Below are 14,167 nucleotides of genomic sequence, written 5' to 3'. Positions count from 1 at the left end.
CCCGCATGGCCATCAACGTTTCGTCCTGGTCGATCCGCAATCCCACGCCGGCCATCCTGCTGTTCGTCATGCTCACGCTGGCGGGGCTGATGTCGTTCCGGGCGATGAAGATCCAGAACTTCCCGGACATCGACCTGCCGATGGTGATCGTCACCGCCACGCTGCCCGGCGCTTCGCCCGCGCAGCTGGAGACCGAGGTCGCCCGCAAGCTGGAAAACTCCATCGCCACGCTGCAGGACATCAAGCACATCTACACCTCGGTGTCCGACGGGCTGGTGAGCACCACGGTGGAGTTCCGGCTGGAGAAGAACACGCAGGAGGCGGTGGACGACGTGCGTGACGCAGTGGCCCGCATCCGCAGCGACCTGCCGGGCGAGCTGCGCGACCCGGTGATCTCCAAGATCAACCTGTCGGGCCTGCCCATCCTCACCTACACCGTCGCTTCCAGCCGCATGGACGACGAGGCGCTGTCCTGGTTCGTCGACCACGACGTGGCCAAGAGCATGCTCAGCGTGCCCGGCGTGGGCGCCGTCTCGCGCGTGGGCGGCGTCACCCGCCAGGTGGCGGTGGAGCTGGACCCGGCGCGCATGCTGGCCCTCAACGCCACCGCGGCCGATGTCTCGCGCCAGCTGCGCCAGGTGCAGCAGGAAGCCTCCGGCGGCCGCACCGACCTGGGCGGCGCCGAGCAGTCGGTGCGCACCATCGCCACCGTGGCCACGGCGGATGAACTGGCCCGCATGGAGGTGCCGCTGTCCGACGGCCGCCGCGTGCGGCTGGACCAGATTGCGAGCGTGCGCGACAGCGTGGCCGAGGTGCGCTCGGCCGCCTTTCTCAACGGCAAGCCGGTGGTGGGCTTCGAGATCACCCGCAGCCGCGGCGCGGGTGAGGTGGCCGTGGCCGACGGCGTGCGCGCCAAGCTCGAGACGCTGAAGGCCGCGCACCCCGACATCACCATCACCGAGGCCTTCAACTTCGTCGACCCGGTGGTCGAGAACTACGAGGGCTCGATGCGGCTGATGTACGAGGGCGCCATCCTCGCCGTCATCGTGGTGTGGCTGTTCCTGCGCGACTGGCGCGCCACCTTCGTGGCTGCCACGGCGCTGCCGCTGTCCATCCTGCCGGCCTTCGCGGGCATGCACCTGCTGGGCTTCAGCATCAACGTGGTCACGCTGCTGTCGCTGTCGCTGGTGGTGGGCATCCTGGTGGACGACGCCATCGTCGAGATCGAGAACATCATGCGCCACCTGCGCATGGGCAAGACGCCGTACCAGGCCGCGATGGAGGCGGCCGACGAGATCGGCCTGGCGGTGATCGCCACCACCTTCACGCTGATCGCCGTGTTCCTGCCCACCGCCTTCATGGGCGGCGTGCCGGGCAAGTTCTTCGTGCAGTTCGGCTGGACGGCGGCCATCGCGGTGTTCGCTTCGCTGGTGGTGGCCCGCATGCTCACGCCGATGATGTCGGCCTACATCCTGCGCGCCAGCGGCCATGAAGAAAGCGACGGCCGCGTGATGCGTGGCTACATGGCTGCCGCGGCCTGGTGCCTGCGCCATCGCGTGCTGACCACGCTGATGACCATCGTGTTCTTCTTCGGCTCGCTGGGGCTGATGGGCCTGCTGTCCACCGGCTTCATGCCGCCCGACGACCTGTCGCAGACGCAGGTGAGCATCGAGCTGCCGCCGGGCGCCACGCTCAAGCAAACCATGGCGGTGGCCGAGCAGGCGCGCGAGATCGTGCAGCGCAACCCGCACACCAAGCTCATCTACACCGCGGTGGGCGGCGGCAGCTCGGGCGGCGACCCGTTCGCGCCGGCCGGTGCGGCCCAGGTGCGCAAGGCCACGCTCACCATCAACATCACGCCGCGCAGCGATCGGCCCGGCCTGCCCAAGCAGGCGGTGGAAGAGCAGTACCGCCAGGCGCTGGCGGTGCTGCCGGGCGCGCGCTTCAAGGTGGGCCTGGGGGCGTCGTCCGAGAAATACGTGCTGGTGCTGGCCGGGGAAGACGGCGACACCCTGGCCGCCCATGCCAGCAAGGTGATGGCCGACCTGCGCACCATCCCGGGCATCGGCAACGTCACCTCCACCGCCAGCCTGGTGCAGCCCGAGCTGATCGTGCGGCCCGACCCCGCACGCGCGGCCGACCTGGGCGTCACCTCGGCCGCCATTGCCGACACCCTGCGCATCGCCACCGCCGGCGACTACGAGCAGAACCTGCCCAAGCTCAACCTGTCGCAGCGGCAGGTGCCGGTGCTGGTGAAGCTGAAGGACGAGGCCCGGCAGGACCCCGACCTGATCGCGCGCCTGGCGGTGCCGGGCGCACGCGGGCCGGTGATGCTGGGCAACGTGGCCGACATCAGCATGGGCAGCGGCCCGGCCGTCATCGGCCGCTACGACCGGCTGCGCAACATCAACTTCGAGATCGAGCTGAACCAGGTACCGCTGGGCCAGGTGGAGAAGCAGGCCCTGGCCATGCCCAGCCTGCGCAACCTGCCGCCGGGCGTCATCGTCACCGCGGTGGGCGATGCCGAGGCGATGGGCGAGCTGTTCCAGAGCTTTGCGCTGGCCATGCTCACCGGCGTGCTGTGCATCTACATCGTGCTGGTGCTGCTGTTCAAGGACTTCGTGCAGCCGGTCACCATCCTGGCGGCGCTGGTGCTGTCGCTGCCGGGGGCGGCGCTGGCGCTGTTCGTCACCAGCACCGCGCTCACCATGCCGTCGATGATCGGCATGATCATGCTGATGGGCATTGCCACCAAGAACTCCATCTTGCTGGTCGAGTACGCCATCGTGGCCCGCCGTGACCGCGGCATGACCCGCTGGGAAGCGCTGCTGGACGCCTGCCACAAGCGCGCCCGCCCCATCGTGATGACCACGGTGGCCATGGGCGCCGGCATGCTGCCCATCGCGCTGGGCATCGGCGTCGATCCCAGCTTCCGCGCGCCGATGGCCATCGTGGTGATCGGTGGGTTGATCACCTCCACCTTCCTCAGCCTGCTGGTCATTCCGGTGGTGTTCACCTATGTGGACGACCTGGTGAACTTCCTGCGCAGGCACACCTTCAAGTCGCCGCAGGCCAGGCCCGCGGCTGCGGCCCCCACGCCGCCCATCGCGACGGAGCCCCGCCCATGAGCACGACCCCCCACGCCACGCCCGCCTTCAACCCCGAGCCCGCGGCCATCCGGCTGGCCGACGCCTGGCGCCGCCGCCACCGCCTGGCCGAGCTGCCGGCCGAGGAACGGCCCGCCGACGTGCAGGCCGGCTATGCCATCCAGGCCGCGCTGCAGCGGCGCCTGGCCGACGGCAGCGCCGGCTGGAAGATCGCCGGCGCCAGCGTCAACGGCCTGAAGGCCGCGCCGCACGGCGCCCCGGTCTACGGCTACCTGCGCGAGCCCTGCGTGCACAAGTCGGGCGCGGTGCTGGCCGCGCCGCCCACCGGCGCGCTGTTCACGGTGGAGGTGGAAGTGGCGGTGCGCTTCGGCCGCGCCTGCCAACCGGCCACCGAAGCCTTCGACGCCGCCACCATGCTGGACGCCGCCTTCCTGGCGGTGGAGGTGGTGTGCAGCCGCTTCGTCGACCGCAAGGCGGTGGGCGTGCCCAGCTTCATCGGCGACAACGCCGGCTTCCATGCCTTCATCCTGGGCGACGCGCTGCCGCAGGGCGTGGCGTCACCGCTGCTGCAGGCACCCGCCACGCTATGGCACCACGGCGACGTGGTGGGCCCCGCGCTGGCCGGCGACGACCGCACCGACCCGCTGGTGTCCATGCAGCACTTCTGGCGCCACGCCGCCGAACAAGGCCTGGCCATCCCGGCCGGCGCGCTGGTGACCACCGGCACGCTGATCAAGCCCTGGGACACGATGACCCCTGGTACCTACGAGGGCCGGCTGGGGGAGGCGAGGGTGGTGTTCTCGGTGGCGGACGCGGTGGCCTGAGATGGCCGCCGTCTATCGCCCGCTCGGCGCCAGCGGCCTGCAGGTATCGCCACTGTGGCTGGGCACCATGATGTTCGGCGACCAGACCGCCGAGCCCGAGGCCGCCAGCATGCTGGACGCCGCGCGCGACGCCGGCCTCAATGCGCTGGACACCGCCGATGCCTACAGCCAGGGCGCCTCTGAAAGCATGCTGGGCCGCCTGATCCAGCGCGACCGCCAGCGCTGGGTGCTGGCCACCAAGGTGTTCAACCCGATGGGCCCCGGCCCCAACGAGCGCGGCGCCTCGCGCCGCTGGCTCAAGCAGGCGGTGGACGACAGCCTGCGGCGTCTGGGCACCGACTGGATCGACGTGTATTACCTGCACCGCGACGACGAGGTCACGCCGCTGGAAGAGACGCTGTCCACGCTGGCGCGACTGATCGACGACGGCAAGATCCATTACTACGGGCTGTCCAACTTCCGCGGCTGGCGCATCGCCCGCGTGGTGGAAACCGCCCGCCGCATGGGCGTGCCGCCGCATGGGCGTGCCGCCGCCGGTGGCCTGCCAGCCGCCCTACAACGCGATGAGCCGCGGCATCGAGGTGGAAGTGCTCCCCGCCTGCGCCTACTACGGCGTGGGCGTGGTCAGCTACAGCCCGCTGGCGCGCGGCGTGCTCACCGCCAAGTACACGCCCGGCCAGGCGCCCGAGGCGGGCACCCGCGCCGCCCGCCAGGACAAGCGCCTGCTGCAGACCGAGTTCCGCCCCGAGTCGCTGGACCTGGCGCAGCGCTTCAAGGCCCATGCCGAGCAGCGCGGCCTGACCCCCGGGCAATTTGCCACCGCCTGGGTGCTGCACAACCGGCTGGTCACCGGCGTCATCGCCGGCCCGCGCACGCCGGCACAGTGGACCGACTACCTCGGCGCGCTGGACTACCGGCTCACGCCCGAAGACGAAGCCTTTGTCGACAGCCTGGTGCCCCCGGGCCATGCCTCCACCCACCACTACACCGACCCGGTGTACCCGGTGGCGGGGCGGGTCGTGGGGTAGGGCGGGCTGTTGTCCCGTCTTGAGGCTCAGCGCTGCTGGGAGTCCTTGACCGCCTGCCAGCGCTCACGCGTAACGAAGACGAGGTCAAACTCGAGGTAGGACCGAGGCTGGATCGGCGATGCGAGGTCGCCGAAGCTGATCTTGCCGACGTTGCCGGGGTTCTGCGCCAGCGCATCCATGAGTTTGGCGCTGAGCGAGGCTGCGTATCCCATGTTGTACCCCTCCGGTGCCGGACGCAGCGAGGCTTGTGCCTTGCGTGGCTCGCCCGTCGGGTTTAATGAAGTGCATACCTTCGCCAGAGGAGCGTCGCGCGGCTGTTCTGCCTGCCGGCGCCGATCCAACTCCAGTCGGGCTTCGGCTTCTGTGCTTCCTTCGCCGACGACCAACATGCCCACATACTGCGGCAGGAAGTTCCCGGCCGAATCCGGCTTGCGCTGGGTGACTCGTTGCAGCAGCACGCCTTGGGCGCCCTTTGCAAAACGCGCATCGATCTCGCCGCGCAGGGCGAGCAGGTGGTGCGTGTCATGAGTTTCCGCCAGCTTGCCATAGAGCGCGTCTGCCGCGGTCGTGATCCAGCCGGCGACCATTTCCCCCAGACCTTTAGTCATCTCGGTGCGTGCGCTCTGCTGTTTAAGGCTGGCGCCCACGCCGTCAATCTGGCGCTGATGACTTCTTTGCTGCTGGCGGCTCCAATGTGACGCAGCGGTGGTCTTGAGCGATTTCAGTGGAGTGGCCATACGTGAAGTGGCAAGGTGTTGTCGGAGCGAATTTAGGTAGCATTTCCACGCGCGTCGTCATCCATCGAGCGTAGAACCGGATGTGCCTCGAGGCGCGCCGAGTCCTTGAGGGACCACTGTTACACCCCCGCCTTTCACCCCCCACTTCGTTTTTTCCCGCAGTTGCCGATACGGTGGAATCTGCCAAGAAAGGCTCGTTCCATGTCGCAACTCGTTGTCCAGAACCGTTCCCTGCCCGCCGTCAGCCCCGATGAGGCGGCGCGGCTGGCGGCCGTGTATGCCCATGAACTGCTGGACACGCCGGCCGAGCCGGCGTTCAACGCGGTGGTGCGTGCCGCCGCCGCGCTGACGGGCGCGCCCGTGGCCTTCCTGGGCCTGCTGGACGCCGACCGGCTGTGGTTCAAGGCCGCGGTGGGCCTGGACTCGCCGCAGGCCGAGCCTGCCGCCGCCCATGCCGGCCAGCCGCTGTGCCTGATCGACGACCTGGAAGCCGATGTCAGCGCCGCGGCCACCGCCCTGCGCGCCGCCGCCCCCGGCGCGCGCAGCTATGCAGGCGTGGCGCTCGTCGATGAAGCCGGCCAGCTGCTGGGCACGCTGGGCGTGCTGTCGCCGCAGGCGCAGGCCTTTGACGCCGCCGCCGTGCAGCGCCTGCAGGACGCCGCCGTGCTGGCCGGCACCGCGCTGCTGGCCCATTACCGCGCTGTCTCGCTGGCGCGGGCGGCCAAGGCCGATCCGGTCACCGGCATCGCCGACCGCCGGCGCTTCGACGAAGCGCTGGACGTGGAGCTGCAGTATTCGATGCGCACCGGCGAGCCCTTCAGCGTGCTGTCGCTGTCGATCAACGGCCACCGCGACATCGCCACCGGCTTCGGCCGCGCCATCGCCGACGACGTGCTGCGCGAGGTGGCCCGCCGCCTGGGCCACCAGGTGCGGGTGGGCGACCTGCTGGCGCACCTGGGCCAGGCCGAGTTCGGCATCGTCATGCGCCATGGCGCCGAGGCCGAGGCTGGCGCGCTGGCCGCCCGCATCGAGACCGCGATGGCCGAGCCGGTGCAGCTGGGCGATGGCGAATCGCTGGGCGTGAGCCTGTCGCTGGGCGTGGGCGCCTACGACGACGAGGTGGTCTCGGCCGCGCAGCTGTACAGCCGTGCGCACCGGGCGCAGCGCCTGGCCGCCGAGCGGCTGGAGCGCCGGGTCAACATGGTGGGCAAGCTGCTGGAAGCCCCGGCGTTGCGCCTGGTGGCCGGCCGCCAGGTCGACTGACATATCCATCAGTTCGTGGCCCTGAAAGGGGCTGGCGGGGCCGGGCATGGCATACCATGAACCGTCACCGATCCAGCCCTTCTGCCCATGTCCACCACCACCTCCACCCCCATCCCTGCCACGCTCATCCCGGGCGACGGCATTGGTCCTGAAATCGTCGACGCCACGCTGGCGGCGCTGGACGCGCTGGGCGCGCCCTTCGAATGGGACCGGCAGGAGGCGGGCCTGGCCGGCGTCAAGTCGGCCGGCGACCCGTTGCCCAAGGCCGCGCTGGACAGCATCCGCCGCACCCGGCTGGCGCTGAAGGGCCCGCTGGAAACGCCCTCGGGCGGCGGCTATCGCTCCTCCAACGTGCGGCTGCGCGAAGAATTCCAGCTCTACGCCAACCTGCGCCCGGCGCTCACCATCGTGCCCGGTGGCCGCTACGAGAAGGTCAACCTGGTGGTGGTGCGCGAGAACCTCGAGGGCCTGTACATCGGCCACGAGCACTATGTGCAGATCGACAACGACCCGCACGCCGTGGCCATGGCCACCGGCATCAACACCCGCCAGGGCAGCCGCCGCGCGCTGGAATTCGCCTTCGAATACGCCGTGGCCAACGGCCGCAAGAAGGTGACGCTGGTGCACAAGGCCAACATCATGAAGGCGCTGACCGGCATCTTCCTGGAAACCGGCCAGCAGCTGTACGAAAGCAAGTACAAGGGCAAGTTCGAGCTGGAGACGGTGATCGTCGACGCCTGCGCGATGAAGCTGGTGCTCAACCCCTGGCAGTTCGACGTCATCGTCACCACCAACCTGTTCGGCGACATCATCTCCGACCTGGTGGCCGGCCTGGTCGGTGGCCTGGGCATGGCGCCTGGCGCCAACATCGGCGCCAATGCCGCGATCTTCGAGGCGGTGCACGGCTCGGCGCCCGACATCGCCGGCCAGGGCAAGGCCAACCCGGTGGCGCTGATGCTGGCCGCGGCCATGATGCTGGACCACGTGAACCGGCAGGACCTGGCCACCCGGCTGCGCACCGCCATCGACCAGACGCTGAACGTGGACCAGGTGCGCACCGGCGACCTGGGCGGCAAGGCCAGCACGCCCGAGTTCGCGCAGGCGGTGGTCGCCCGCATCAAGAACAGCTGAACGGGGCTGCCCGTCCACCCCGCCCCGGCGCGGGGTGGTATCCATTCGTTTCGCCAGCTCAAGTAGGGACCTGCGGGGGTCGAAGCTCCTGACAGGAGCGATGCGCCTGCCGCGCAGCCGCCCCGCAACGGGCCCCGGTGCCGCGCCAGCGGTGCACAAGGTGGTGAAGAGGTCCGGTCGGGTCGGTCTCGCGGCAGCGGCCGATGGCGACGTACGCGCGCCGCTCCAGGGGCATCAACCACCACCGGGGCAGACAGCATGGCTAGCATCCAGAGATCCTCCTTCCGCAAGCAGTGGCACCAGGCGCTGCGCCGGGCGCTCAACGTGATGCCCGTGCGCTGGCGCTTCGGGCTGTACCGCAAGCTGATCGACTGCGACCCCGCGCCGCCCGAGAGCCTGCAGCTCAAGATCGCGGACACGCGCGAGGAGCTGACCGCCTGCTTCCAGCTGCTGCACGACGCCTACGTGGCCAGCGGCTTCATGAAGCCGCACCCCTCGGGCCTGCGCGTGACGCCGTACCACGCGCTGCCCACCACCACCACGCTGTGCGCCAAGATCGACGGCCGCGTGGTGGGCACGATGTCGCTGATCCGCGAGGGCGTGTTCGGCTTTCCGCTGCAGGCGGCCTTCGACCTGGGCGAGGTGCGGGCCAAGGAAGGGCAGATCGCCGAGATCTCGGCGCTGGCGGTGCACCCCGACTACCGCAAGACCGGTGGCGCCATCCTGTTCCCGCTGATGAAGTTCATGTACGAGTACTGCACCCGGTACTTCGACGTGCGCCATCTGGTCATCGCGGTGAATCCGGACAAGATCGAGCTGTACGAGTCGCTGCTGTTCTTCCAGCGGCTGCGCGGCAACGTGGTGGACAAGTACGACTTCGCCAACGGCGCACCGGCCGTGGGTGCCACGCTGGACCTGGCCCTGGCCCATGGCGTGTTCGAGCGGGTGTACGGCCGACGCCGTGCGCGCAAGAACCTCTTCAAGTACTTCGTGCAGACGCGGCTGCCCAACATCCAGCTGCCGCGCCGCCGCTACCACACCACCAACGATCCGGTGATGACGCCGGAGCTGCTGGACCACTTCTTCAACCAGCAGACCCAGGGCTTTGCCGAGCTGGACGAGCGCAAGCGGCTGCTGCTGCGCTCCATCTACGGGCTGCCGGGCTACGACGCGGTGCTGCCCGGCGCCGTGGCCGCGCCGGTGGGCCACCATCCGCTGCGGCGGCACCAGCGCTATTCGCTGCGCTGCCCGGCGCAGCTGGTGCTGGGCGGCGTGCCGCTGCCGCTGACGGTGATCGAGGTCTCGGCCGGCGGCTTCCAGGCCGAGAGCAAGGTGCCGCTGCCGCTGGACGCCGTGGGCACGGCGGTGGTGGAACTGGGCGCCCATGACCAGTCGAAGGTCGAGGTGCGCATCGTGCGCAACGGCGGTCCCAGCTCGCAATATGGTGGCTTCTACGGCTTCAAGCTGCAGGCCACCGACGAGGTGTGGCGCCGTTGCGTGGCCGCGCTGGAGCAGGGCCAGACCGCGGCCGACCTGATGCGGCCGATGCCGGTGGCCGTGGCCGCCCCGGCACCCGCGCCAGTGGGCGTTCGCCCGGTGGTGCCGGTGGCGGTGGCCTGAAGCCGGTTGATCTGCGGCCGAGTTTCAGCGGAATCTGTACACCACGTCGCGCATCATCGGGTAGATCTGCGTGTCCCAGCGGCGGCCGCTGAACACGCCGTAGTGGCCCACGCCCGGCTGCACGTAGTGGCTCTTCAGCGTGGGGCGCAGCTGGCTGCACATCTCGTGCGCGGCCAGCGTCTGGCCGACGGCGCAGATGTCGTCGCGCTCACCTTCGATGGTGAGCAGCGCCGTGCGGCGAATGGCCTCGGGCCGCACCGGCCGGCCGCGCCAGGCGAGCTTGCCCAGCGGCAGGTCGTAGTCCTGGAACACGCGCTGCACCGTCTCCAGGTAGAACTCGGCCGGCAGGTCGGCCACCGCGAAATACTCTTCGTAGAAGCGGCGCACCGGCTCGGCCTTGTCGTGCTCACCGGCGGCCACCGAGGCATACATCTCGCGCAGCGACTGCACGTGCCGCTCCAGGTTCATGCTCATGAAGGCCGAGAGCTGCACGAAGCCCGGGTACACCCGGCGCAGCGCCCCCTTGAAGCGCAGCGGCACGCGGGCGATCAGCCGCTGCTCGAACCACGAGATGGGTTTGGTGACGGCCAGCTTGTTCACCGCCGTGGGGCTGATGCGGCAGTCCAGCGGGCCGGCCGCCAGCGTGAGCGTGCGCGGCGTGGCCGGGTGCTGGTCCTCGGCCATCAGCGCGGTGGCGGCCAGCGCGGCCACGCAGGGCTGGCAGATGGCCAGCAGGTTCACGCCCGGGCCGATGTGGGCCATGAAGTCCATCAGGTGCTCGACGTATTCGTCGAGCCCGAAGCGGCCGGCCGCCAGAGGCACGTCGCGGGCGTTGTGCCAGTCGGTGATGTACACGTCGTGGTCGCGCAGCGTGGTGCGCACCGTCTCGCGCAGCAGCGTGGCGAAGTGGCCCGACATCGGCGCGGCGATCAGCAGCGGCGGCTGGTCGGTGATGCCCGGCTTCTTGAAGTGCAGCAGCGAAGCGAAGGGCGTGGCCAGCACCACCTCTTCTTCCACCGCGGCCGGCTCGCCATGCACCCGCACGCTGTCGATGCCGAAGGGCAGCCGCTTGTGCGTGACCTCGGCCAGGCTGAACACGTCCAGGGCGGCGGCCGTCTTGCGCACGGCAGGCAGCTGCAGCAGCGCCTTCAGCGGGCCGTCGAACAGCGGCAGGCTGTTGCGCGCCATCGCGCGCCAGGGCCACATCAGGTCGGCATGCGCCTGGTAGGTGTCGTAAAGCATGCCCGGTCCACGCAACTAACGAGCCAGCGTGGCACAGCAGTTGCGTCGATCGCCCCGTCGTTGTCGCTCAAGGAACACCATGGCCCGCGCCACGTTGACGATCAGCAGCAAGAACTACTCGTCCTGGTCGCTGCGCGGCTGGTTGCTCACGCGCTATGCCGGGCTGGAGGTGGACGAGATCCGCGTGGCGCCCGACGACATCGCCGCCCGCAAGGAGCTGCTGCTGATGTCGCCTTCCATCCTGGTGCCCTGCCTGCGGCACGAGGGCGCCACCGTGTGGGACACGCTGGCCATCGGCGAATACCTGAACGAGCTGAAACCCCAGGCCGGCCTGCTGCCCGCCGACCGCGTGGCGCGCGCGCATTGCCGCTCGGTGTGCGGCGAGATGCATTCGGGCTTCGGCAACCTGCGCTCGGCGCTGCCGATGAACCTGAAGGGCGACTCACCGGGCTTTCGCATCTGGGACCGGGCGCAGGCCGACATCGACCGCGTGCTGGAGATCTGGCGTGAATGCCTGCAGCAGTACGGCGGGCCCTACCTCTTCGGCGCGCAGCGCGGCATGGCCGACGCGATGTACGCGCCGGTGGCCACGCGCTTCAAGACCTACCACGTGGCGCTGGACGACTTGTGCGGTGGCTATGCCGCCCGCATGCTGGCCGAGCCCGAGATGCAGGACTGGCGCCGCGCCGCGCTGGAAGAGCCCGACGACATCGAAGAGCTCGATATGGAGTTCTGATCAGGAAGGCTGGCGGCTCAAGCGGCTGGCCAGGCCCCCGGCGCCGGCACCGGGCAGGGGCCTTCCACGTCCACGGTGCCGAAGTCGGCCGGCCCGACGATCTCCAGGTACTCCATGTCGGGCGAGTAGTCGAACAGAAAGTGCACGATGCCGGGGCGCTGGTGCACCATGTCGCCCGCTTCCACCAGGGTCTCCTGGTCGCCGTACATGAAGCGCGCCCAACCTTTGAGCATGTACACCAGGTGGAACTGCGCCTCATGCCGGTGCCAGCCGGTGCCTTTTTCAGGCGCGCTGTTGGCCTTGACCAGCTGCGCGATCACCTGGCCGTTGGTGGCGTCGGCCACGCCCAGGTCGCGGTAGAGGAAGAAGTCCCGCAGGCCTTCGCCGCGCCAGAGCGTCTGGCCGGGCTTGACGTGGGAGAAGCGTGTGGTGGTGGTGTCCAGCATGCATGCCTCCATCAGCGAAGTTGATGCGCTGCAGCATGCATGCGCCGTTCCACCCCGGCGCGGTGCATCCCGGGCGGCGCCTATCATGGGCTGCGCTGGCGGTCCACCGCCCATGGCCACACCCGGGCCGCGGTGCCCGCGGGGTTGCCAGCCCTGCTTTAGCCCTGCTGCCCCGCCGCCCCCTGTCGTTCCGCATGCCCACTGACGCGCCGCGCCCCGCTTCTGCCCCCGTGCCAACCCGCCCGCTGCAACGGGCCGCCGCCCGCCTGCTGGGCGACTGGGTGTTCGAGCTGTCGCGCAGCACGCTGAAGGCCGATGCGCTGGCCGGCCTGCTGGGCGCGGTGCTGGTGCTGCCGCAGGCCATCGCCTTTGCCACGCTGGCCGGGCTGCCGCCGCAGTTCGGCCTGTACACCGCGGTGCTGCCGTGCCTGGTGGCAGCGCTGGCCGGCAGCAGCCGGCATGTGATGTCGGGCCCCACCAATGCCAACTCGCTGGCGCTGTACGCCATGCTGGCGCCGCTGGCCGCGGTGGGCACGCCGCAGTACGTGCAGCTGGCGCTGGTGGTCACGCTGATGGTGGGCGTGATGCAGGCGCTCATCGGCCTGCTGCGGCTGGGCACGCTGGCCAACTTCATCTCGCCGGCGGCGCTGCAGGGCTTCACCGCGGGCGCCGCCTTGCTCATCGCGGTGCATGCCTCGCACGACCTGCTGGGCATCGCCCTGCCCGCCGGCCAGAGTGCCGGCACCGTGGTGGTGGAGGTGGTGCGCCGCATCGAAGGGCTCAACCCCGGCGCGGTGCTGGTGGGCGCGCTGGCGCTGGCCACCGCGCTGGGGCTGCGGCGCTGGCGGCGCAGCTCGCCTTTCATGCTGATGGGCCTGGCCGCGGGCACCCTGGCGGGCTGGTGGCTGGCGCAGGGCAGCCTGTGGCCGCCGGTGCGCACCGTGGGTGAAGTGGGCTCGGCCTGGCCGCCGCTCACGGTGCCGCAGGTGTCGTGGAGCCAGGTGCCCGAGCTGGCCGGCCTGGCCTTTGCGCTCACCATCGTGGCGCTGGGCCAGTCGTTCTCCATCGCCAAGGCGGTGGGTGTGCGCAGCGGCCAGCGCATCGACGCCAACCGCGAGTTCATCGGCCAGGGGCTGTCCAACATCGTGGGCAGCTTCTCGTCCAGCTATGTGTCCTGCGGCTCGCTCAACCGCTCGATGCCCAACCTGGAAGCCGGCGCCCGCACGCCGATGGCGGCGGTGTTTTCGGCCGGGCTGCTGGTGTTGCTGGTGGCCTTCAGCGCGCCGCTGCTGGCGCTGATTCCGATGGCGGCGATTGCCGGCCTGCTGCTGCTGGTGGCCTGGGGCCTGTTCGACCTGCCGCGCTGGCAGCGGCTGTGGCAGGTGAGCCGCAGCGAGTTTGCGATTGCCGCCGCCACGCTGCTGGCCACGGTGACGCTGCGGCTGGAAGTGGCCATCCTGCTGGGCACCATGCTGTCGCTGGTGAGCTTCTTGTACCGCACCTCGCGGCCGGCCATGCGCACCATGGGCTTCGACCAGCCGAGCGCGCACGACCGGCCCTTCGTGGTGATCGACGGCCACCCGCCCGGCACGCTGCCCGAGTGCCCGCAGCTCAAGCTGCTGCGCATGGAAGGCTCGGTGTACTTCGGCGCCACCGCGCACGTGGCCGACCGCCTGCACGAGCTGCGCCGCGGCCCCGATGCGCCGCGCCACCTGCTGGTGATGAGCAAGAGCATGAACTTCATCGACCTGGCCGGTGCCGAGCTGTGGCAGGACGAGCTGACCGCCCGCCGCGCGATGGGCGGCGACCTGTATTTCCACCGGCCGCGGCCACCGGTCGTCGAAGCCTGGCAGACCACCGGCTTCCTGCAGCGGCTGGGCGAAGACCACTTGTACAAAGACAAGCGCAGCGCGCTGGCCGACATCGTGCCGCGGCTGGACCCGGACATCTGCGCGCGCTGCAACGTGCGCATCTTCTTCGACTGCCCGCCCAGGCCGGGAACATCGGCCGGCGACGGAATCTAGTTTTTATTG

Annotated in this window: 10 protein-coding genes and 1 pseudogene; 8 read left to right on the top strand and 3 right to left on the bottom strand. The window is 70.0% G+C overall.

The window, feature by feature from the left end; translation table 11 throughout:
* Window positions 1-5 precede the first annotated feature (5 nt).
* The 3 genes and pseudogenes from MW290_RS02270 to MW290_RS02260 all read left to right on the top strand — a co-directional run bounded on the left by MW290_RS02270 (window position 6) and on the right by MW290_RS02260 (window position 4,959).
* On the top strand, window positions 6-3,128 hold the full coding sequence (locus tag MW290_RS02270; protein WP_250195701.1) for an efflux RND transporter permease subunit: 3,123 nt from the start codon (window positions 6-8) through the stop codon (window positions 3,126-3,128).
* The gene (locus tag MW290_RS02265) at window positions 3,125-3,931 is read left to right on the top strand and encodes a hydratase (RefSeq protein WP_250195700.1); all 807 of its coding nucleotides are present in this window, start codon (window positions 3,125-3,127) and stop codon (window positions 3,929-3,931) included. The genes MW290_RS02270 and MW290_RS02265 overlap by 4 nt, the downstream gene beginning before the upstream one ends.
* Before the next feature lies 1 nt (window position 3,932).
* Window positions 3,933-4,959, top strand: a pseudogene (locus MW290_RS02260) (aldo/keto reductase).
* A 26-nt stretch (window positions 4,960-4,985) separates the two neighbouring features.
* Here MW290_RS02260 and MW290_RS02255 read toward each other — a convergent pair.
* A complete protein-coding gene (locus MW290_RS02255; protein ID WP_250195699.1) occupies window positions 4,986-5,696 on the bottom strand; it encodes a hypothetical protein in 711 nt (236 codons plus the stop codon).
* Between the two features lie 201 nt (window positions 5,697-5,897).
* Here MW290_RS02255 and MW290_RS02250 point away from each other — a divergent pair, with 201 nt between their 5' ends.
* From MW290_RS02250 to MW290_RS02240, 3 genes are all read left to right on the top strand, one after another.
* Entirely contained in the window at window positions 5,898-6,959 is a 1,062-nt protein-coding gene (locus MW290_RS02250; RefSeq protein WP_250195698.1) for a GGDEF domain-containing protein, read from the top strand.
* A gap of 87 nt (window positions 6,960-7,046) precedes the next feature.
* Window positions 7,047-8,090 carry an isocitrate/isopropylmalate dehydrogenase family protein gene (locus MW290_RS02245; protein WP_250195697.1) on the top strand — a complete coding sequence of 348 codons (1,044 nt, stop codon included), beginning with the start codon at window positions 7,047-7,049 and terminating at the stop codon, window positions 8,088-8,090.
* Between the two features lie 258 nt (window positions 8,091-8,348).
* A complete protein-coding gene (locus MW290_RS02240; protein WP_250195696.1) occupies window positions 8,349-9,710 on the top strand; it encodes a GNAT family N-acetyltransferase in 1,362 nt (453 codons plus the stop codon).
* 24 nt (window positions 9,711-9,734) lie between these two features.
* Here the strand turns inward: MW290_RS02240 and MW290_RS02235 are convergent, their stop codons facing one another.
* Window positions 9,735-10,952 carry a polyhydroxyalkanoate depolymerase gene (locus MW290_RS02235; RefSeq protein ID WP_250195695.1) on the bottom strand — a complete coding sequence of 406 codons (1,218 nt, stop codon included), beginning with the start codon at window positions 10,950-10,952 and terminating at the stop codon, window positions 9,735-9,737.
* A 79-nt stretch (window positions 10,953-11,031) separates the two neighbouring features.
* Between MW290_RS02235 and MW290_RS02230 the strand changes: the two genes are divergently transcribed.
* Window positions 11,032-11,688, top strand: coding sequence for a glutathione S-transferase family protein (locus tag MW290_RS02230; protein ID WP_250195694.1), 657 nt, complete (start codon window positions 11,032-11,034; stop codon window positions 11,686-11,688).
* A gap of 17 nt (window positions 11,689-11,705) precedes the next feature.
* Here MW290_RS02230 and MW290_RS02225 read toward each other — a convergent pair whose 3' ends face one another.
* A complete protein-coding gene (locus MW290_RS02225) occupies window positions 11,706-12,134 on the bottom strand; it encodes a cupin domain-containing protein (RefSeq protein ID WP_250195693.1) in 429 nt (142 codons plus the stop codon).
* A 194-nt stretch (window positions 12,135-12,328) separates the two neighbouring features.
* Here MW290_RS02225 and MW290_RS02220 point away from each other — a divergent pair, with 194 nt between their 5' ends.
* Entirely contained in the window at window positions 12,329-14,158 is a 1,830-nt protein-coding gene (locus tag MW290_RS02220; protein ID WP_250195692.1) for a SulP family inorganic anion transporter, read from the top strand.
* Window positions 14,159-14,167: the final 9 nt, after the last annotated feature.

Source organism: Aquincola tertiaricarbonis (genome assembly GCF_023573145.1).
GTDB lineage: Bacteria > Pseudomonadota > Gammaproteobacteria > Burkholderiales > Burkholderiaceae_C > Aquincola > Aquincola tertiaricarbonis_B.
Note: the sequence above shows the minus strand (reverse complement) of the source record. Positions and strands in the feature narration are given on the sequence as shown.

Bases quoted from the DNA above. Each gene is read 5' to 3' on its own strand.
- MW290_RS02230 (WP_250195694.1), top strand. From the start codon at position 11,032: ATGGCCCGCGCCACGTTGACGATCAGCAGCAAGAACTACTCGTCCTGG.
- MW290_RS02250 (WP_250195698.1), top strand. From the start codon at position 5,898: ATGTCGCAACTCGTTGTCCAGAACCGTTCCCTGCCCGCCGTCAGCCCC.
- MW290_RS02255 (WP_250195699.1), bottom strand. From the start codon at position 5,696: ATGGCCACTCCACTGAAATCGCTCAAGACCACCGCTGCGTCACATTGG.
- MW290_RS02270 (WP_250195701.1), top strand. From the start codon at position 6: ATGGCCATCAACGTTTCGTCCTGGTCGATCCGCAATCCCACGCCGGCC.
- MW290_RS02235 (WP_250195695.1), bottom strand. From the start codon at position 10,952: ATGCTTTACGACACCTACCAGGCGCATGCCGACCTGATGTGGCCCTGG.
- MW290_RS02265 (WP_250195700.1), top strand. From the start codon at position 3,125: ATGAGCACGACCCCCCACGCCACGCCCGCCTTCAACCCCGAGCCCGCG.
- MW290_RS02225 (WP_250195693.1), bottom strand. From the start codon at position 12,134: ATGCTGGACACCACCACCACACGCTTCTCCCACGTCAAGCCCGGCCAG.
- MW290_RS02220 (WP_250195692.1), top strand. From the start codon at position 12,329: ATGCCCACTGACGCGCCGCGCCCCGCTTCTGCCCCCGTGCCAACCCGC.
- MW290_RS02245 (WP_250195697.1), top strand. From the start codon at position 7,047: ATGTCCACCACCACCTCCACCCCCATCCCTGCCACGCTCATCCCGGGC.
- MW290_RS02240 (WP_250195696.1), top strand. From the start codon at position 8,349: ATGGCTAGCATCCAGAGATCCTCCTTCCGCAAGCAGTGGCACCAGGCG.